Annotated in this window: 16 protein-coding genes; all 16 read left to right on the plus strand. The window is 71.5% G+C overall.

What is annotated here, in order from left to right:
* The first annotated feature begins 46 nt into the window (after positions 1-46).
* Positions 47-2,704 carry an alanine--tRNA ligase gene (gene alaS, locus E9228_RS01325; RefSeq protein WP_166778821.1) on the plus strand — a complete coding sequence of 886 codons (2,658 nt, stop codon included), beginning with the start codon at positions 47-49 and terminating at the stop codon, positions 2,702-2,704.
* An 8-nt stretch (positions 2,705-2,712) separates the two neighbouring features.
* Positions 2,713-3,156 carry a Holliday junction resolvase RuvX gene (ruvX, locus tag E9228_RS01330; RefSeq protein ID WP_166779346.1) on the plus strand — a complete coding sequence of 148 codons (444 nt, stop codon included), beginning with the start codon at positions 2,713-2,715 and terminating at the stop codon, positions 3,154-3,156.
* A 71-nt stretch (positions 3,157-3,227) separates the two neighbouring features.
* Complete coding sequence (gene mltG / locus E9228_RS01335) at positions 3,228-4,793, plus strand: endolytic transglycosylase MltG (protein WP_166778822.1); 1,566 nt, start codon at positions 3,228-3,230, stop codon at positions 4,791-4,793.
* 93 nt (positions 4,794-4,886) lie between these two features.
* The gene (gene aroC, locus E9228_RS01340; protein WP_166778823.1) at positions 4,887-6,107 is read left to right on the plus strand and encodes a chorismate synthase; all 1,221 of its coding nucleotides are present in this window, start codon (positions 4,887-4,889) and stop codon (positions 6,105-6,107) included.
* Positions 6,104-6,772: a shikimate kinase gene (locus E9228_RS01345; protein WP_341849727.1), complete on the plus strand. Its 669-nt coding sequence runs from the start codon at positions 6,104-6,106 to the stop codon at positions 6,770-6,772. The genes aroC and E9228_RS01345 overlap by 4 nt, the downstream gene beginning before the upstream one ends.
* A complete protein-coding gene (gene aroB, locus E9228_RS01350) occupies positions 6,769-7,866 on the plus strand; it encodes a 3-dehydroquinate synthase (protein WP_425248359.1) in 1,098 nt (365 codons plus the stop codon). Before E9228_RS01345 ends, aroB begins: the two co-directional genes overlap by 4 nt.
* 58 nt (positions 7,867-7,924) lie before the next feature.
* Positions 7,925-9,616 carry an AarF/UbiB family protein gene (locus E9228_RS01355; protein WP_166778824.1) on the plus strand — a complete coding sequence of 564 codons (1,692 nt, stop codon included), beginning with the start codon at positions 7,925-7,927 and terminating at the stop codon, positions 9,614-9,616.
* Positions 9,617-9,686: 70 nt separating this feature from the next.
* The gene (gene efp / locus E9228_RS01360; protein WP_166778825.1) at positions 9,687-10,247 is read left to right on the plus strand and encodes an elongation factor P; all 561 of its coding nucleotides are present in this window, start codon (positions 9,687-9,689) and stop codon (positions 10,245-10,247) included.
* Positions 10,248-10,258: 11 nt separating this feature from the next.
* Positions 10,259-10,711, plus strand: coding sequence for a transcription antitermination factor NusB (gene nusB, locus E9228_RS01365; RefSeq protein WP_166778826.1), 453 nt, complete (start codon positions 10,259-10,261; stop codon positions 10,709-10,711).
* 75 nt (positions 10,712-10,786) lie between these two features.
* The gene (gene pyrR / locus E9228_RS01370) at positions 10,787-11,356 is read left to right on the plus strand and encodes a bifunctional pyr operon transcriptional regulator/uracil phosphoribosyltransferase PyrR (RefSeq protein WP_166778827.1); all 570 of its coding nucleotides are present in this window, start codon (positions 10,787-10,789) and stop codon (positions 11,354-11,356) included.
* Positions 11,353-12,312, plus strand: a complete 960-nt coding sequence (locus tag E9228_RS01375) for an aspartate carbamoyltransferase catalytic subunit (RefSeq protein WP_166778828.1) — start codon at positions 11,353-11,355, stop codon at positions 12,310-12,312. The genes pyrR and E9228_RS01375 overlap by 4 nt, the downstream gene beginning before the upstream one ends.
* Positions 12,309-13,679, plus strand: coding sequence for a dihydroorotase (locus E9228_RS01380; protein ID WP_166778829.1), 1,371 nt, complete (start codon positions 12,309-12,311; stop codon positions 13,677-13,679). Before E9228_RS01375 ends, E9228_RS01380 begins: the two co-directional genes overlap by 4 nt.
* Positions 13,676-14,221 carry a PH-like domain-containing protein gene (locus E9228_RS01385; protein WP_166778830.1) on the plus strand — a complete coding sequence of 182 codons (546 nt, stop codon included), beginning with the start codon at positions 13,676-13,678 and terminating at the stop codon, positions 14,219-14,221. The genes E9228_RS01380 and E9228_RS01385 overlap by 4 nt, the downstream gene beginning before the upstream one ends.
* Positions 14,218-15,417: a glutamine-hydrolyzing carbamoyl-phosphate synthase small subunit gene (carA, locus tag E9228_RS01390; protein ID WP_166778831.1), complete on the plus strand. Its 1,200-nt coding sequence runs from the start codon at positions 14,218-14,220 to the stop codon at positions 15,415-15,417. The genes E9228_RS01385 and carA overlap by 4 nt, the downstream gene beginning before the upstream one ends.
* A complete protein-coding gene (gene carB / locus E9228_RS01395) occupies positions 15,417-18,695 on the plus strand; it encodes a carbamoyl-phosphate synthase large subunit (RefSeq protein WP_166778832.1) in 3,279 nt (1,092 codons plus the stop codon). The genes carA and carB overlap by 1 nt, the downstream gene beginning before the upstream one ends.
* Positions 18,692-19,576, plus strand: a complete 885-nt coding sequence (pyrF, locus tag E9228_RS01400; protein ID WP_166778833.1) for an orotidine-5'-phosphate decarboxylase — start codon at positions 18,692-18,694, stop codon at positions 19,574-19,576. Before carB ends, pyrF begins: the two co-directional genes overlap by 4 nt.
* Positions 19,577-19,599: the final 23 nt, after the last annotated feature.

Here is a 19,599-nt window from a genome sequence, read left to right on the forward strand (position 1 = left end):
CCACCCCGAGCCTCCCGTCCCCGCCCCACGCCCTACAGGAAGCACCATGCAGACCGCAGAGATCCGCCGCCGTTGGCTCCAGTTCTTCGGTGACCGCGGCCACACCGTCGTCCCGTCCGCATCGCTCGTCTCGGACGACCCGTCGCTGCTGTTCACGGTGGCCGGCATGGTGCCGTTCATCCCGTACCTGACCGGGCTCATCCCGGCGCCGTACCCCCGGGCGACGAGCGTGCAGAAGTGCATCCGCACGAACGACATCGAAGAGGTCGGCAAGACCCCTCGGCACGGCACGTTCTTCCAGATGAACGGCAACTTCTCGTTCGGGGACTACTTCAAGGAGCAGGCGATCCAGTACGCCTGGGAGTTCCTGACGAACCCGGAGTCCGACGGCGGTCTCGGGTTCCAGGCGGACGACCTCTGGGTCACGGTCTACGAAGAGGACGACGAGGCCATCGCCTTCTGGAAGCGCCACTCGACGCTGCCGGACGACCGCATCCAGCGCCTCGGCAAGGACACCAACTACTGGTCGACCGGCCAGCCCGGCCCGGCCGGCCCCTGCTCGGAGATCTTCTTCGACCGCGGTCCCGAGTACGGCGTCGACGGCGGACCCGCCACCGACGACGACCGCTACGTCGAGATCTGGAACCTGGTCTTCATGCAGTACCAGATCGCCGACGTGCGGTCGAAGTACGACTTCGAGATCACCGGCGAGCTGCCGAACAAGAACATCGACACTGGCATGGGGCTCGAGCGCGTCGCCTTCATCAAGCAGGGCGTCGACAACATGTACGAGATCGACCAGGTCCGCCCGGTCCTCGACAAGGCCGCCGAGGTCTCCGGCCGTCGTTACGGTGCCGACCACGAGGACGACGTCCGGATGCGCGTCATCGCCGACCACGTCCGGTCGGCGCTCATGCTCATCACCGACGGTGTGTCGCCGTCGAACGAGGGTCGCGGCTACATCCTCCGCCGTCTGCTCCGCCGCACGGTCCGCGCGATGCGCCTGCTCGGCGTCGAGGGCGCGACCTTCCCCCAGCTCTTCCCCGAGTCCCGCGACGCCATGCAGGACGCGTACCCCGAGGTCGGCGAGCAGTACGACCGCATCGCCCGCATCGCGTACGCCGAGGAAGAGACCTTCCTCCGCACGCTCGCGCAGGGCACGACGATCCTCGACGTCGCCGTCGACCGGGCCAAGCAGGACGGCCGCCCGTCGATCGGTGGCGACACGGCGTTCCTCCTGCACGACACGTTCGGCTTCCCGATCGACCTGACGATGGAGATGGCCGAGGAAGCCGGTGTGCACGTCGACCGTTCGGCGTTCGAGACGCTGATGTCCGAGCAGCGTTCCCGCGCCAAGGCCGACGCCAAGAGCAAGAAGACCGCCTTGGCGGACCTCAGCGTCTACAGCGCGTTCCGTGCGGCGGGGGAGACCGTGTTCCTCGGCTACGACGCGCTGCAGGCCGAGAGCCGCGTCCTCGGCCTCATCGTGGACGGTCGGAGCGTCGACCGCGCCGTCGTCGGGGACATCGCCGAGGTCATCCTCGGCGAGACCTCGCTCTACGCCGAGTCCGGTGGGCAGGACGCCGACCAGGGCGCGATCGTCGGCAACGGCTTCGACCTCGAGGTGCTCGACGTGCAGCGCCCCGTGTCCGGCCTCTGGAGCCACACCGTGCAGGTCCGTTCGGGCGAGGTGGGCGTCGGTGACCCGGCGACGACCCTGGTCGACGCCGAGTACCGCCGTGGTGCGACGCAGGCGCACTCCGCCACCCACCTGGTGAACGCAGCGCTCCGTGACGTCCTCGGCCCGGAGGCACTGCAGGCCGGCTCGTACAACAAGGCCGGCTACATGCGTCTGGACTTCTCCTGGAGCCAGCCGGTGTCGCTCGAGACCCGCTCCGAGATCGAGGAGGTCGTGAACACCGCGATCCGCTCCGACCTCGAGGTCAGCACGCGGATCCTGCCGATCGACGACGCCAAGGCGCTCGGCGCCCAGGCGCTGTTCGGTGAGAAGTACGGTGCCGAGGTCCGCATGGTCGACATCGGCGGCCCGTGGTCCCGCGAGCTCTGCGGTGGCATCCACGTGGCCTCCAGCGCCCAGGTCGGCCTCGTCAACCTCGTCGGCGAGTCCAGCGTCGGGTCGACCAACCGCCGCGTCGAGGCCCTGGTCGGGATCGAGGGCTTCCGCGAGCTCGCCGTCGAGCGGACCATCGTGTCCCAGCTCTCGAGCGCGCTCAAGGCACCGCGCGACGACCTGCCCGGCCGCGTGCAGTCGCTGCTCGACGACCTGAAGACCGCCCAGAAGCGGATCGCCGAGTTCGAGTCGGCGAACCTGCAGCAGCGCGTGCCGGCGATCGCCCGGACCGCACAGCGCGTCGGTGCCGTGACGCTCGTCGCGCAGGTCGTCGACGGACTGTCGTCCGGCGACGACCTCCGTGCCCTCGCCACCGGTGTCCGCGGCCAGCTCGGTCCGGACGCCGCCGTGGTCGTGCTCGGTGCGGTCGTCGGCGGCAAGCCGGTCGTCATCGTCGCGACGAACGACGCGGCACGCGCAGCCGGTGTCCAGGCGGGCCCGCTCGCCAAGGAGGCCGCCGGTGTCCTCGGCGGCGGTGGCGGCGGCAAGCCGGACCTGGCGCAGGGTGGTGGCACCGACGCGTCGGCGCTGCCCGCGGCCCTCCGCGCCGTGTCCGACCGCGTCGCGGCCTGACGGTGACGATCCGTTCCGGGCGCCGGCTCGGCATCGACGTCGGCCGGGCCCGGATCGGGGTCGCCGTGTGCGACCGCGACGGGTTCCTCGCGACCCCGGTGGAGACCGTCCGTCGGGACGACTCGGCCGACCTCCGGCGGATCCTGGCGATCGCGGAGGAGTACGACGTGCTCGAGGTCGTCGTCGGGCTCCCGCTCTCGATGTCCGGCGGTGACACCCCCTCGACGACCGATGCCCGCGAGTTCGCAGCCCGGATCGCAGCGCACCGACCGGTCCGACTCGTCGACGAACGACTGTCGACGGTGACGGCGCAACGGGGGCTGCACCAGGCGGGGAAGAACACCAAGAAGTCCCGCGCCGTGATCGACCAAGCCGCCGCTGTTATCATTCTGCAACATGCGCTCGACCACGAGCGCGCAGCCGGCGCCCCACCCGGGGCCGAACTCCCCTGACAGCTGCCCTCCCGGTCCCGCCCCAGCGGACCGGAGCCGTGCGGAGTTCCCGACCGAGAGACCGAGGACCGTTGGCAGACGATCTGGACTGGAACGCGATCATCGCGACCGGCAACGACGCCGAGCGCCGTGACCGCACGGGGACCCGCCGAGGCGAGGGACCCGAGACACGCACGGACGACCCGCCGCTCTCCCGCCGGGAAGCCCGTGCGGCACGAGCGCGGGCCGGAGCGCCCGACCCCGCGGCGGAGGACGCCGGGAGGCCCGACCCCCGACCCAGCGTTGGTGCGGCTCCGGTGGACGGTGACGTCGACCCCGACGTGCACGCGCTCCTCGGCGGCTCGCTCAACAGCGGCGCCGTCCCGGGCACCGCGGCTCCGGCCGACGGCCGTCCGACAGAGGACCTGGAGGACGAGGGCGCACCCGCGGTGCGCCGACGTGGCACCTGGCAGGGCGTCGACGGCGACGAGCCCGACCGGGCCGGCGGCGACGGTGACGGACCTGACGACGACGGCGGGCGACGTGGCGGAGGCGGGGGAGCCTCCCGGCCACCGCGCGACGAGCGTCCGAGGCGGCGGAAGGGCCCGCTCATCGCGGGGATCATCATCGTCGCGATCGTCGTCGCGGGTGGTGCCGTCGCCTACAACTTCGCGGCCCCCAAGATCCAGGCCATCGCCAGTGCGATCTCCGGCTCGAAGGAGACGACCGACTACACCGGTGACGGGACGTCGAAGGTCACCGTGACGATCAAGGACGGCGACATCGGCGAGGACGTCGCCGCGACGCTGCAGCGCAGCGGCGTGGTCAAGACCTCGAAGGCGTTCTACCAACTCCTGCTCTCGTCACCGAACGTCCAGTTCCAGCCGGGCTCGTACGCGTTGAAGAAGCAGATGAGTTCGAAGGCGGCGCTCTCCGCGCTCCAGGACAAGTCGAACCGCGTCGAGGACCCGTCCATCGTCGTTCCCGAGGGCACGGCGCTCCAGGACATCGAAGCCGGCATGGTCTCGAAGGCCGGTCTCAGCAAGGCGGACGTCGAGGCGGCCGCGAAGGACGTCTCCGCGTACGGGCTGCCGTCGGGGGTCACCACGCTCGAGGGCTGGCTGTTCCCCGCGACCTACCCGATCAACCCGAAGTGGACCGCGAAGCAGTACTTCCAGACCATGGTCGACACCATGAAGAAGCACCTGACGGACGCCGGTGTCGCCGAGGCCGACCAGGAGCGGGTCATCGTGTTCGCGTCGCTCGTGCAGAAGGAAGCCGGCCTGGCCGCCGACTACCCGAAGGTCGCACGGGTCTTCCAGAACCGGCTCGATGACGGCATGCGGCTGCAGTCCGACGCCACGGTCGCGTACGGCACCGGCAACACGCACACGGTGACCACGACCGACGCCGAGCGTGCCGACACGTCGAACCCGTACAACACCTACCAGCACGACGGGTTGCCCCCGGCACCGATCTCGAACCCCGGTGACGTGGCGATCAAGGCGGTCGTGCACCCGGCGGACGGCGGATGGCACTACTTCGTCACGGTGAACCTGGAGACGGGCGAGACCGCCTTCTCGGACACCTACGACCAGCACCTGGTCGCCGTGCAGCAGTTCCAGAGCTGGTTGCGGGCACACCCCGACTACCAGTAGTCGGCACGGCCGGCGGATCATCGCGCGACGGGCGACGATCGGTGCACCTCGCGGTACACCGGCCGTCGCCCGTCCCTGTGGGAGGATGGGGTCATGCTTCGTTGGTTGACCGCTGGTGAGTCCCACGGACCCGAACTGATCGCCATGATGGAAGGCCTCCCGGCCGGCGTCCCGGTGTCGTACGAGTCCATCCGCGCCGACCTCGCGCGCCGCAAGCTCGGTTACGGCCGTGGCTCGCGCATGAAGTTCGAGCAGGACGAGCTCCACCTGTCCGGTGGCGTCCGGCACGGCTTCTCGATGGGCAGCCCGATCGCGATCCGCATCGGCAACACCGAGTGGCCCAAGTGGGTCGAGGTGATGAACCCCGAGCCGATCGAGCAGACCGACGCGTCGCGCGGCCGCGGTGCACCCCTGACCCGTCCGCGCCCCGGGCACGCCGACCTGGTCGGCATGCAGAAGTACGGCTTCGACGAGGCCCGTCCGATCCTCGAGCGCGCGTCGGCCCGTGAGACCGCGGCCCGTGTCGCCCTCGGTGCCGTCGCGAAGTCCTTCCTCGCCGAACTCGGCATGACCTCGGTGGCGCACACCCTGCAGGTCGGGACCGTCCGCGTGCCGGACGACGCCGTGCTGCCCGTGCCCGAGGACGTCGACCGCCTGGACGACGACCAGCTCCGGTGCTCCGACCCGGCGACCTCGGAGCGCATGGTGACCGAGGTCGAGGCCGCGAAGAAGGACGGCGACACGCTCGGCGGCGTCGTCGAGGTCCTGTTCTACGGCGTCCCGCCGGGGCTCGGCTCGCACGTGCAGTGGGACCGTCGCCTCGACGCCCGGCTGGCCGCCGCGATCATGGGCATCCAGGCGATCAAGGGCGTGGAGGTCGGTGACGGCTTCGCGACCGCTGCCCGCCGTGGGTCCGCCGCCCACGACGAGCTCCAGCGCGAGGACGGCGAGATCGTCCGCACCACCGACCGTGCCGGCGGGACGGAGGGTGGCATGTCCACCGGCACCGTCCTCCGCGTCCGAGCGGCGATGAAGCCCATCGCGACCGTGCCGCACGCCCTGCAGACCATCGACGTCGCCACCGGCGAGGACGCGAGCGCCCACCACCAGCGCTCGGACGTCTGCGCAGTACCGGCCGCGGGCGTCGTGGCCGAGGCGATGGTGGCGCTCGTGCTCGCCGACGCCGTGCTCGAGAAGTTCGGCGGGGACAACGTCGCCGAGACCAAGCGCAACCTCGAGGGCTACCTCGCGGCGATCCCGGACACCCTCCGGACCCGCCGCACCGAGTCGACCGCGCAGACCTCCGCCTGGTGACCGGGGCCGACGTCCCGCGCGGGGCCGACCTGCCACCCGACACCCCGGGTCCCATCGTCGTGATCGGGCCGATGGGCGCCGGCAAGTCGAGCGTCGGACGCCGGGTGGCGAAGGCCCTCGGCGTGCCCTTCACGGACACCGACCGGGTCATCGCCCGCGAGCACGGCCCGATCCCGCAGCTGTTCGCGGAGCGGGGCGAGCCGGCGTTCCGGGAACTCGAAGCCGCCGCGGTCCGTCAGGCCATGCAGACCGGTGGTGTCGTGTCGGTCGGCGGGGGAGCGGTGATGCACCCCGACACCCGAGCGGCCATGACCGGTGCGCACGTCGTGCTGCTCACCGTGACGGCCGAAGCGGTGGCCGCCCGGATCGCGGGCAGCGACCGGCCGCTCATCGCCTCCGGGGGCATCACGGCGTGGCAGCGCATCCTCGACGAGCGCGCCCCGACCTACGCCGCGCTCGCACACGTCGTGCTCGACACCTCACGTCGGCCGATGTCCCGGGTCGCCGACGACGTCGTCGCGTGGGTCCGGAGCACCGTCCAGGACACCGCCGGGGACGCCGACACCAGCGCGCCGCCCTCCGCGACACCGCCGACCGCGGCACCGCCCACTGCGGCACCGCCCACTGCGGCACCGCCCGCAACCCCCGACGAAGGAGCACCGTGACCGAGTCGACCCTGCCCGAGGGCACCACCGAGATCCGCGTCGGCGGCCAGGACGGCTACGTCGTCGCGGTCGGCAACGGCCTGCTCGCCTCGGTCCCCGCCCTGCTCGGCCCGCGCGTGGCGAAGGTCCTCATCGTGCACGCCCCGACCCTGGGCGCCCGTGCCGAGGACCTCCGCCAGCTGCTCGTCGGCGCCGGCCTCGAGGCCCTGATCGCCGAGGTGCCCGACGCCGAGGCGGCCAAGCGCATCGAGGTCGCCTCGTTCTGCTGGCAGGTCATGGGCCAGTCCGACTTCACCCGGACCGACGCCGTCATCGGCCTCGGCGGCGGAGCCGTGACCGACCTGGCCGGGTTCGTCGCCGCCACCTGGCTGCGCGGCGTGCCCTACCTGTCGATGCCGACGACGGTGCTCGGCCTCGTCGACGCGAGTGTCGGCGGCAAGACCGGCATCAACACGAACGAGGGCAAGAACCTGGTCGGAGCCTTCGCCGCGCCGCGGGCGGTGGTCGGCGACCTCGACCTGCTGCGGACGCTGCCCCGGAACGAGATCCTGGCCGGCTTCGCCGAGATCGTGAAGGCCGGGTTCATCGCTGTGCCGGAGATCCTCGACGTGATCGAGGCGGACGTCGACCGCGTCACCGACCCCACGACGCCGGAGTTCCGCCGCGTGGTCGAGCTCGCGATCGAGTTGAAGGCCCAGGTCGTCTCCGAGGACTTCACGGAGCAGGGTCGCCGCGAGGTCCTCAACTACGGGCACACGCTGGGACACGCGATCGAGCACGCCGAGCGGTACCAGTGGCGGCACGGTGCGGCCGTCGCCGTCGGCATGGTCTTCGCCGCCGAGCTCGCACGCCTCACCGGGCACCTGGACGACGCGACCGTCGACCGGCACCGGTCGATCCTGGACTCCCTGTCGCTGCCGACGTCGTACCCGCTCGGCCGCTGGCAGAGCCTGCTGGCGACGATGCGCCGCGACAAGAAGGCGCGGGCCGGCATGCTCCGCTTCATCATCCTCGATGCGGTCGGCAAGCCCGTGACGCTCGAGGGCCCGGAGGACCACCTGCTCTTCACCGCCTACCAGGAGGTCGGCGCCTGAGCGCCTGAGCACGCCCCGCGCCCCGCTGGACCTCAGGCCCGCGGAGCAGACTGGCGGAGTGCCGAACCCGCCCCGTCTCAGCGACTTCTCCACCCAGCAGCGTCAGGAGCCCTCGGGCCTCCGGAGTCGGGGTCGTCGCTTCGCGGAGGTCCTGGGCATCGCCCGACGGCACGCCCTGCTGCCCTTCCGACGGCTCGACTTCTCGCACGACCCGGCGACGTCGGAACTGCGGCGCAGCCAGGCGGACCACCTCCGCCGTGCACTCGAGGAGGCCGGCGGCGGCTTCGTGAAGATGGGCCAGCTCCTCTCGACCCGGGACGACCTGCTGCCGGAGGAGTGGACCGAGGAGCTCGCCCACCTGCAGCGGAACGTGCGACCCGCGGCACCCGAGGAGGTCCTCGCACTCCTCGAGGCCGAGCTCGGCGCGCCGGTGTCCCAGGTGTTCGCGTCCTTCGACCCGGAGCCGGTCGCCGCCGCGTCGATCGCGCAGGTGCACCGCGCCCGCCTGCCGGACGGCACCGCCGTCGCGGTGAAGGTCCAGCGTCCGGGCATCGACGCCGCTGTGCGTCGCGACGTCGACATCGCACTGCGGGTCGTCCGGTTCCTCACGCGGACCTCGGCCCAGGCCCGCCAGCTCGGGGTGGTGCAGGTCGCCGAACAGTACGGTGCCGACCTCATCCGTCAGGTCGACTTCTCCGCCGAGCTCCGGAACCTCGAGTCGCTCCGGGCCGCACAGGCCCGCAGCGCCCGGCCGGACGAGGTCCGCTTCCCGGACCCGTACCGCGACCTGTCGAGCCGACGCGTGCTCGTCATGGAGTTCCTCGAGGGCGACACCCTCAGCGCCATCCGCGCCGAGCGCTCGGACCGCGATCTCGACGAGCCGATGCGGGCGATCCTCCGCTCGTTCCTCCGGCAGGTCGTCTTCGACGGCGTCTACCACGCGGACCTGCACCCGGGGAACGTCCTGGTGCAGCCCGACGGACGACCGGCGCTCATCGACTTCGGCTCGGTCGGGAGGCTCGACCCGGGTCTCCGGGACACGGTCCAGGAACTGCTGGCCGCCTACCTGCAGGACGACACCTCGCGCATCGCCGACGCGGTGCTCAGGATGGCGCCGGTGCAGGACACCGACGACGAGTCGGACTTCCGTCGGGACATGGCCCGGTTCGTCGCCGAGGAGCTCGGCCCCGGCGCACGGATCGGGGTCGAGACGGTCGACGACGCCGTCGAGGTGTTCGGCAGGTACCGGTTGCGGGCGCCGGCCGACTTCGTGGCGGCGGCCCGCGCACTCGCGATCTTCGAGGGCACGCTCCGGACCCTGGCGCCGTCCTTCGACCTGCTCGAGGAGTCGCGCGGGCTGGCCGGCGAACAGATCCGCGACCAGCTCCGCCCTGCGGCGATCCGAGGTGTCCTGGTCCGCGAGCTGTTCGGCCTGGTCACCGCGGCGCGCCGACTGCCGCGACGGATCGACAAGATCACCGAGGCGGTGGAGGCCGGCAGGCTGTCGGTGAACATCCGCCTGCTCAGCGACCGTCGGGACCGCCAGACGGTGTCGGGCATGATCCGTCGGGTGCTGCTCGTGCTCCTGGGAGCCGGGGCGGGCCTCCTGGCCGTCGTGTACCTCGCCGCGCCGGTGCGACCGACCGCGGTGATCTCGACTCTGGTCGCCGGGGCCCTGCTCGGCGGCACCTGCGTCATCCTGCTGGGGTGGGCCGCGATCGACGCGTGGCTCGCGCGCCGACGGCAGTAGCCCGTCCGCTACACTCGTCCGGGGCTCCACGAGCCCGGCAACCTTCACAACACCATCGAACGGAAGACCAATGGCGAGTACCACTGACATCAAGAACGGCGCCGTTCTCATCATCGACGGGCAGCTCTGGTCGGTCGTCGAGTTCCAGCACGTGAAGCCGGGCAAGGGCGGCGCCTTCGTGCGCACCAAGCTCAAGAACGTCGTGTCGGGCAAGGTCGTCGACCGCACGTTCAACGCGGGCGCGAAGATCGTGACCGCCGTGGTGGACCGCCGCGACTACCAGTACCTCTACGAGGACGGTGACTCGTACGTGTTCATGGACCAGGACACCTACGACCAGATCAGCGTCCCCTCGACGGTCGTCGGCGACGCGAAGAACTTCCTGCTCGAGTCCGCGCAGGTCACCATCGCGATGAACGAGGGCAACCCGCTCTACGTCGAGCTCCCGACCTCGATCGTCACCACGATCGAGACCGAGCCGGGCCTGCAAGGCGACCGTTCCTCCGGTGGCACCAAGCCGGCGACGATCGTCACGGGCTACCAGATCCAGGTCCCGCTGTTCCTCGAGAGCGGCACCAAGGTCAAGGTCGACACGCGCGACGGCAACTACCTCGGCCGCGTCAACGACTAGGCGCTGACCGGATGAGTGCTCGTTCCAAGGCGCGCAAGCGCGCCCTCGACATGCTCTACGTGGCCGAGGTGCGCGAGCTGCCGATCGCGGACGTCCTGGCGACCGAGACGGTCCGCCACCTCGACCAGCCGGAGCGCACCTCCAGCTGGGACTACGCGCGGCAGATCGTGACCGGCATCGACGAGGCCCGGTACGAGATCGACGACGTCATCACCGACCACGCGCAGGGCTGGGCGATCGCCCGCATGCCCGTCCTCGACCGCTGCATCCTGCGCATGGGCGTCTGGGAGCTCCGGTTCAACCCGGAGGTCCCCGACGCGGTCGCGATCGCCGAGGCCGTCGAGCTCGCGCAGTCACTGTCGACTGAGGACTCGGCCGGCTTCGTGAACGGTGTCCTCGGCGCCGTTGCGGGCGGACGTGGACCGTCCGGTCGGACTGTCGCGGAGGACCAGGAGTCCCACTAGGCTCGAACACGTCAGCATCCTTGAAGCCGTCCTGAGAGACGGGAGCCGTCCAGAGAGACGGGGAAGGAGGTCTGCGTGGGTACCAGAACGGTCCTGCAGCAACCCGACATCACGCGTGCACTGACACGCATCGCACACGAGATCCTCGAGGCCAACCACGGTGGCTCGGACCTCGTGTTGCTCGGCATCCCGACCCGCGGCGCCGTCCTGGCCGAGCGGCTCGGGCGCATCCTCGCCGACATCGAACCCGGGTGGGAGTCCGCCGCCGGGGGGATCGGCAGTGAGCGCGTCGGGGCCCTCGACGTCACGATGTACCGCGACGACCTGCGCCGGGGGATCGGACGTGCCCCGCACCCCACGGTGATCCCGGCCGGCGGCGTCGACGGCAAGGTCGTCGTCCTGGTCGACGACGTGCTCTTCTCCGGTCGCACGGTCCGCGCCGCACTGGACGCGCTGCAGGGCATCGGCCGGCCGCGCGCCGTCCGCCTGGCCGTCCTCGTCGACCGCGGCCACCGCGAGCTGCCGATCCGTGCGGACCACGTCGGCAAGAACCTGCCGACCGCCGGCGACGAGCGGGTCACCCTGCACCTGACCGAGACCGACGGCGTCGACGACGTCGTCATCGAGCAGGGCGGTGCGGCATGAGGCACCTGCTCTCCACCGCCGACCTGTCGCGCGACGACGCCGTCCGGATCCTCGACGTCGCCGAAGAGATGGCCGAGGTCAACACGCGCGAGGTCCGGAAGCTGCCGGCCCTGCGTGGACGGACGATCGTCAACCTCTTCTTCGAGGACTCCACCCGCACCCGCATCTCGTTCGAGGCCGCCGCCAAGCGGTTGTCCGCCGACGTGATCAACTTCGCCGCGAAGGGCTCCAGCGTCTCGAAGGGCGAGTCCCTCAAGGACACCGTGCAGACCCTGGACGCGATGGGCATCGACGGGATCGTCATCCGGCACGGAGCCTCCGGCGCGCCGCGGGTGCTCGCCGAGGCCGACTGGATCGACGTGCCGGTCGTCAACGCGGGGGACGGCACGCACGAGCACCCGACCCAGGCGCTCCTCGACGCGTTCACGATGCGTCGCCGCCTGCACGGTGCGGACAGCCGCGGCCAGGGGCTCGACGGCGTCCGGGTGCTCATCGTCGGCGACGTGCTGCACAGTCGTGTCGCCCGCAGCAACGCCTGGCTGCTCCGCACGCTCGGCGCGCACGTGACCTTCGCCGCACCGCCGACGCTCTTGCCCGCGGTCGACCGTCCGTTCGGGGCGGCCGTGCACCACGACCTGGACGTGGCCCTCGCCGAGGACCCGGACGTCGTGATGACGCTCCGCATCCAGCAGGAGCGGATGAACGACGCCTTCTTCCCGAACCCCCGCGAGTACACGCGGCACTTCGGCCTCACCGCCGCCCGGTTCGCCCGACTGCCCGAGCGCACGCTCGTGATGCACCCGGGGCCGATGAACCGCGGGCTCGAGATCGCCGGGGTCGCCGCCGACGACGCCCGTTCGACGGTCGTGGAGCAGGTCGCGAACGGCGTCTCGGTGCGGATGGCCGTGCTCTACCTCGCCCTCACCGGCGACCAGCAGAAGGAGACCGTCGCATGACCGCACACCTGATCCGTGGCGCCCAGCTGGTTGACGGCACCCGTGCCGACATCCGCCTGGAGGGCCGACTCGTCACCGCGGTCGGCTCCGGTCTCGACGTGGCCGGTGCGACGGTGGTCGACGCCGACGGACTGCTCGCGCTGCCCGGTCTGGTCGACCTGCACACGCACCTCCGCGAGCCCGGACACGAGGAGTCCGAGAGGGTCCTCTCCGGCTCGCGGGCCGCGGCCGCCGGTGGCTTCACGGCCGTGAACGCGATGGCGAACTCCTCGCCGGTGGCCGACACCGCCGGGGTCGTCGAGCAGGTGCAGGCGCTCGGGGACGACGCCGGCTACGTCACGGTCCGCCCGATCGGGGCCGTCTCGCAGGGGTTGCAGGGCACGCACCTGTCCGAGATCGGGGCGATGGCGACTTCGCGCGCGAAGGTCCGGGTGTTCTCGGACGACGGCTCGTGCGTCGCCGACCCGCTGCTCATGCGCCGCGCGCTCGAGTACATCAAGGGCTTCGGCGGGGTGCTCGCCCAGCACGCGCAGGAGCCGCGACTGACCGTCGGCGCGCAGATGAACGAGGGCCGCCTGTCGTCCGAGCTCGGTCTGGCGGGGTGGCCGGCGGTGGCCGAGGAGTCGATCATCGCGCGGGACGTGCTGCTCGCCGAGCACGTCGGCGCACGCCTGCACGTCTGTCACGTCTCGACCGCCGGCAGCGTCGAGGTGATCCGCTGGGCGAAGACCCGCGGCATCGCCGTCACGGCCGAGGTCACCCCGCACCACCTCCTGCTCACCGAGGACCTGATCGCCGGACACGACGGCGCTCCGGGCTACGACGCCCGGTACAAGGTGAACCCGCCGCTCCGTCGCCGCGAGGACGTCGAGGCACTCCGCGCCGCCCTCGCCGACGGCACGATCGACATCGTCGCGACCGACCACGCGCCCCACCCGGCCGAGGCGAAGCACTGCGAGTGGCCCGCCGCCGCGAACGGCATGGTCGGGCTCGAGTCCGCGCTGCGCGTCGTGCACGCCGCCGTGGTCGACGACGGCCGGCTGGACTGGGCCGACGTCGCCCGGGTGCTCTCGAGCGCACCGGCCCGGATCGGTCAGGTCGAGGGCCACGGCCACGCGATCGCCGAGGGCGCACCGGCCGAGATCACGCTCTACGACCCCGCCGCAGGCCGCGAGTTCTCGGCGGCCGACCTGCACGGCCAGTCGCAGAACTCGCCGTACCTCGGCATGCCGCTGCCGGGCCGGGTCGTCGCGACGTTCCACCACGGCATGCCGACCGTGCTCGACGGGCGACTCGTCGACAGCGAGACCGTGGCCGCACGTGCGCTCGGCGCACGGGCGACCGCGACCCGGGCGGCGACGGCATGAGCGGTGACGCGGCACGCTGGCTGCTCGGCGGGGTCATCCTGGTCGCGGTGGCGGCACTGTTCGTGGCGATGGCCCGCACCTGGCGGACGCGCAGCCGACGACAGGCGGAGTCCGTGCCTCCCGTCCCGGTGCCCACCGACCGCGGACCGGCGGCCGGGTCGTGGGACGGCTTCACCGTCGCGACCACCCGTGCGGACCAGCCGCTCGAACGGATCACCGCCGGTGGCCTCGGATTCCGCGGCCGTGGCGGTGTGACCGTCCACGCGTCCGGCGTCGTGCTGCACCACGCCGGCGTGGACGACCGGTGGATCGCCCGGAGCGCCGTCCGCGGCGCCGACCGGGCCACGTGGGCGATCGACCGAGTGGTCGAGCCCGGAGGACTGGTCCGACTGCGATGGACGGCGACCGGCGCCGCGGCAGCGACGGACCTCGACACCTACTTCCGGTTCCCGGAGGGCGACGCGGAAGCGCTCACCGCCCTGCAGGGACTGGCGACGACGAACGACTCCCCGCACACCGCGGGCGAAGGGACGAACTCATGACACGCGAACGGGCCGTACTGGTCCTCGAAGACGGCACCCGGTACGACGGCTGGGCCTACGGGGCCCGTGGGCGCTCGCTCGGCGAGGTGGTCTTCGCGACCGGCATGACCGGGTACCAGGAGACGCTGACCGACCCGTCCTACGCCGGACAGATCGTGGTGCAGACCGCGCCGCACATCGGCAACACCGGTGTCAACGACGAGGACCCCGAGTCCCGTCGCATCTGGGTCGCCGGGTACGTCGTGCGCGACCCCAGCCGTGTGGTCTCGAACCACCGCGCGGACGCCTCGCTCGACGACCACCTGGTGCGCGACGGCATCGTCGGGATCTCCGGGATCGACACCCGCTCCCTGACCCGCCGCATCCGTGACGCGGGCGCCATGAAGGGCGGAGTGTTCAGCGGGGCCGACGCCGCGCTCGACGCCGACGAGCAGCTCCGCGTCGTCACCGAGCAGGCCGGCATGGCGGGCAAGTACCTGTCCGCCGAGGTCTCCACCGCCGAGGAGTACGTCGTCGAACCGGTGGGGGAGCGCATCGGCACCCTGGCCGTCCTCGACCTCGGCGTGAAGTCGTCGACGACCCGCTACCTGTCCGAGCGCGGCTTCGAGGTGCACGTCCTGCCGCAGGACGTCACGGTCGAGCGACTCCGCGAACTCGACCCCGACGCGCTGTTCTACTCGAACGGCCCCGGTGACCCGTCGGCGTCCGACGCGCAGGTGTCCCTGCTGCAGGAGAGCCTCCGCGACGGTCGGCCGTTCTTCGGCATCTGCTTCGGCAACCAGCTGCTCGGCCGCGCGCTGGGCTTCGGCACCTACAAGCTGCCGTTCGGCCACCGTGGCATCAACCAGCCGGTGCTCGACACCACGACGGGCAAGGTGGAGATCACGAGCCAGAACCACGGGTTCGCCGTCGACGCGCCCGTCGGGCAGGTCCTCGAGTCCCCGGTCGGCTTCGGTCGCGTCGAGGTCTCGCACTACTCGCTCAACGACAACGTGGTGGAGGGCCTCCGGGCGCTCGACATCCCCGCCTTCAGCGTGCAGTACCACCCCGAGGCCGCCGCCGGACCGCACGACAGCATGTACCTCTTCGACCGCTTCCGGGACATGGTCCTGGCCCGCCGACAGGGGACGCCGCTCGACGCGGCCACCGCCGACGCGACCACCCCCGCCGCCGACATCACGAAGGAGGGCAACTGATGCCCAAGCGCTCCGACATCACCTCCGTCCTGGTCATCGGCTCCGGCCCGATCGTCATCGGCCAGGCCGCCGAGTTCGACTACTCCGGCACCCAGGCCTGCCGCGTCCTCCGCGCCGAGGGCGTCCGCGTGATCCTGGTCAACCCGAACCCGGCGACGATCATGACCGATCCGGACTTCGCCGACGCGACCTACATCGAGCCGATCACGAACGCGTCGCTCGAGGAGATCATCCGGATCGAACAGCCCGACGCCGTCCTGCCGACCCTCGGCGGGCAGACCGCGCTCAACGCGGCGATCTCCCTCGACGAGGCCGGCATCCTCGAGAAGTACGGCGTCGAGCTCATCGGCGCGAAGGTGGACGCCATCCAGCGCGGCGAGGACCGCCAGCTCTTCAAGGAGCTCGTCCTCGAGTCGGGCGCCGACGTGGCCCGCAGCCACATCGCCCACACGCTGGAGGAAGCGAAGGAGTTCGCGAAGGACCTCGGCTACCCGCTGGTCGTCCGCCCGTCCTTCACCATGGGAGGCCTCGGCTCCGGTTTCGCGTACACCGAAGCGGAGCTCGTCCGGTTCGTCGGCGACGGGCTGCAGTCCAGCCCGACGACCGAGGTCCTGCTCGAGGAGTCGATCCTCGGCTGGAAGGAGTACGAGCTCGAACTGATGCGGGACAACGCCGACAACACGGTCGTCGTCTGCTCGATCGAGAACGTGGACCCGGTCGGCGTGCACACCGGTGACTCGATCACCGTCGCCCCGGCACTGACGCTGACCGACCGCGAGTACCAGAACATGCGGAACATCGGCATCGACATCATCCGTCGCGTCGGTGTCGACACCGGCGGCTGCAACATCCAGTTCGCGGTCGACCCGTCGAACGGCCGGCTCATCGTCATCGAGATGAACCCCCGGGTCTCGCGCTCGTCAGCGCTCGCGTCCAAGGCGACGGGCTTCCCGATCGCGAAGATCGCCGCGAAGCTCGCCATCGGCTACCGCCTCGACGAGATCCAGAACGACATCACCCGGGTCACCCCGGCGAGCTTCGAGCCGACGCTCGACTACGTCGTCGTGAAGACCCCGCGCTTCGCGTTCGAGAAGTTCCCGGCCGCCGACGCCACCCTCACCACCACGATGAAGAGCGTCGGCGAGGCGATGGCCATCGGCCGGAACTACGCCACCGCGCTGCAGAAGTCGCTCCGCTCGCTCGAGAAGCGCGGGTCGAGCTTCCACTGGGACACCCCGGCCGACCAGCTCGACAAGGCCGCGCTGCTCGAGAAGTCCGCGATCCCGACCGACGGCCGCATCGTCACGGTGCAGCAGGCCCTCGTCGCGGGCGCGACCGCGGCCGAGGTCTTCGAGGCCACGAAGATCGACCCGTGGTTCATCGACCAGATCGTCCTCATCAACGAGGTGGCGGAAGAGGTGCGCGCCGCCGAGACCCTCGACGCCGACACCGTCCGCTGGGCGAAGGAGCACGGCTTCAGCGACGCCCAGATCGCCGCGCTCCGCGGCGTCTCCGAGCAGGAGGCCCGTGACCAGCGCCACGCACTCGGCATCCGGCCGGTGTTCAAGACGGTCGACACCTGCGCCGGCGAGTTCCCGGCCCTGACGCCGTACCACTACTCGTCCTACGACACCGAGACCGAGGTCGCCCCGAGCGACCGCAAGAAGGTCGTCATCCTCGGCTCCGGCCCGAACCGCATCGGCCAGGGCGTCGAGTTCGACTACTCCTGCGTGCACGCGTCCTTCGCGCTGAGCGACGCCGGGTTCGAGACGATCATGGTCAACTGCAACCCGGAGACGGTCTCGACCGACTACGACACCTCGGACCGGCTCTACTTCGAGCCGCTGACGGTGGAGGACGTCCTCGAGGTCATCGCGGCCGAGCAGGCCTCGGGCGAGGTCGTCGGCGTGGTCGTGCAGCTCGGCGGCCAGACCGCGCTGGGCCTGGCGAAGCCGCTCGAGGCCGCCGGCATCCCGATCCTCGGCACCAGCCCCGACGCGATCGACCTGGCGGAGGAGCGCGGCGCGTTCTCCCGCATCCTCGACGACGCCGGCCTGCTCGCGCCGAAGAACGGCACGGCCCACGACCTGGCCAGCGCAACCGCGGTCGCCGAGGGCATCGGCTACCCGGTGCTCGTCCGCCCGTCCTTCGTGCTCGGTGGCCGCGGCATGGAGATCGTCTACGACTCCGCCACCCTCGCCGACTACTTCGACCGGATGGCCGACCAGGCGATCATCGGCCCGGACCTGCCGCTGCTCGTGGACCGGTTCCTGGACGACGCGGTCGAGATCGACATCGACGCGCTCTACGACGGCGACCGGCTCTACGTCGGCGGCGTCATGGAGCACATCGAAGAGGCGGGCATCCACTCCGGCGACTCGTCCTGCACCCTGCCTCCGGTCGGCCTCGGCCGCGCCGAGATCCAGGCCGTCGTCGACGCGACCGAGCAGATCGCCCGGGGTGTCGGCGTCCGCGGTCTCCTCAACGTGCAGTTCGCCATCGCCGCGGGCGTGCTCTACGTCCTCGAGGCGAACCCCCGCGCCAGCCGCACCGTCCCGTTCGTCTCGAAGGCGCTCGGCATCGCCCTGGCCAAGGCCGCGGCACGCATCATGACCGGCACGAGCATCGACGACCTGGTCACCGAGGGGATGCTGCCGACCCGCGACGGCGCCTTCGTCCCGATGGAGTCGCCGATCGCCGTCAAGGAGGCCGTACTGCCCTTCCGACGCTTCCGCACCCGCGAGGGCCAGGTCGTCGACTCGGTGCTCAGCCCGGAGATGCGCTCCACCGGTGAGGTCATGGGCATCGACCGTGACTTCCCGCGGGCGTTCCTCAAGAGCCAGGAGGCCGCGTACGGCGGGCTGCCCACCAGCGGCACGGTGTTCGTGAGCGTCGCCGACACCGACAAGCGCGCCATCGTCCTGCCGGTGCACCGCCTGCAGCAGCTCGGCTTCACCATCATCGCGACCGAGGGCACCGCCGAGGTGCTCCGCCGCAACGGCATCCTGGTCGGCGTCGTCGGCAAGTTCAGCCAGGGGCAGGAGAGCGTCGTCGACCTGCTCGCCCGCAACGAGGTCGACATCGTCATCAACACGCCGAGCGGTGCCGCCGGTCGGGCGGACGGGTACGAGATCCGCGCGGCCACCGTGGCGGCGGACAAGCCGCTGTTCACGACGATCTCGCAGCTCGGCGCCGCGGTCGCGGCGATCGAGACGATCGGGACGCCGCACAGCGTCCGGAGCCTGCAGGACTACGCGCTCGAGCGGGCGGGCTGGTGACCCCAGGTCGGCACGGAGGCCCGACCCCGTTCGGCGTCCGGCTCGCGGCCGCCATCGGGTCGCGGTCCGCACTCTGCGTCGGGATCGACCCCCACGCCGCCACGCTGGCGGCGTGGGGGCTCGGCCGTGACGAGGCCGGGCTCACCGCCTTCGGCGCGACCCTGGTCGACGCCGCCGCCGGTCGCGCGGCGGTCGTGAAGCCGCAGATCGCGTTCTTCGAGGCAGCAGGCGTGCCCGGGTACCGTGCGCTCGAGGCGACGATCCGTCGCGCGCGTGATGCGGGCCTCCTGGTCGTCGCGGACGTCAAGCGTGGCGACATCGGGTCGACCGGGGACGACTACGCGCTCGCGTGGCTCGACCGTGACGGTCCGTTCGCGGCGGACGCGATGACCGTGTCGCCGTACCTCGGCTACGGCTCGTTGTCGGGGACGATCAGCGTCGCCCGCGAGCACGGTGCCGGCGTGTTCGTGCTCGCCGCGACGAGCAACCCGGAGGCCCGGGTCGTGCAGACCGCCGTGCTGGCCGAGGGACCGCGTGCCGGGCGGACCGTGGCTGCCGGTATCGTCGTGGACGTGGCAGACGACAACCGGACGACGGCCGACCAGGCCCTGGGGGACGTCGGGCTGGTGCTCGGCGCGACCCTCGACCTCGACGACTTCGGCATCACGGCCGACGAGATCGGCACCGCTCCGGTCCTCGCACCGGGCTTCGGTGCCCAGGGGGCCCGCATCGAGGACCTCCGCGCGCTGTACGGCAGCCGTGCCGAGCAGGTGCTCGTGAACGAGTCCCGTGGTCTCCTCGGCGACGGGCCGGACGGTGTCGCCGCACTCGTGGCGGACCGCGCCGACCGGATCGCCCGGGCGCTGGGGACGGCAGCGTGAGCGAGGAGCAGGCGACGGAGGGT

The sequence above is a fragment of the Curtobacterium salicis genome (assembly GCF_011759505.1).
Classification (GTDB): Bacteria; Actinomycetota; Actinomycetes; order Actinomycetales; family Microbacteriaceae; genus Curtobacterium; species Curtobacterium salicis.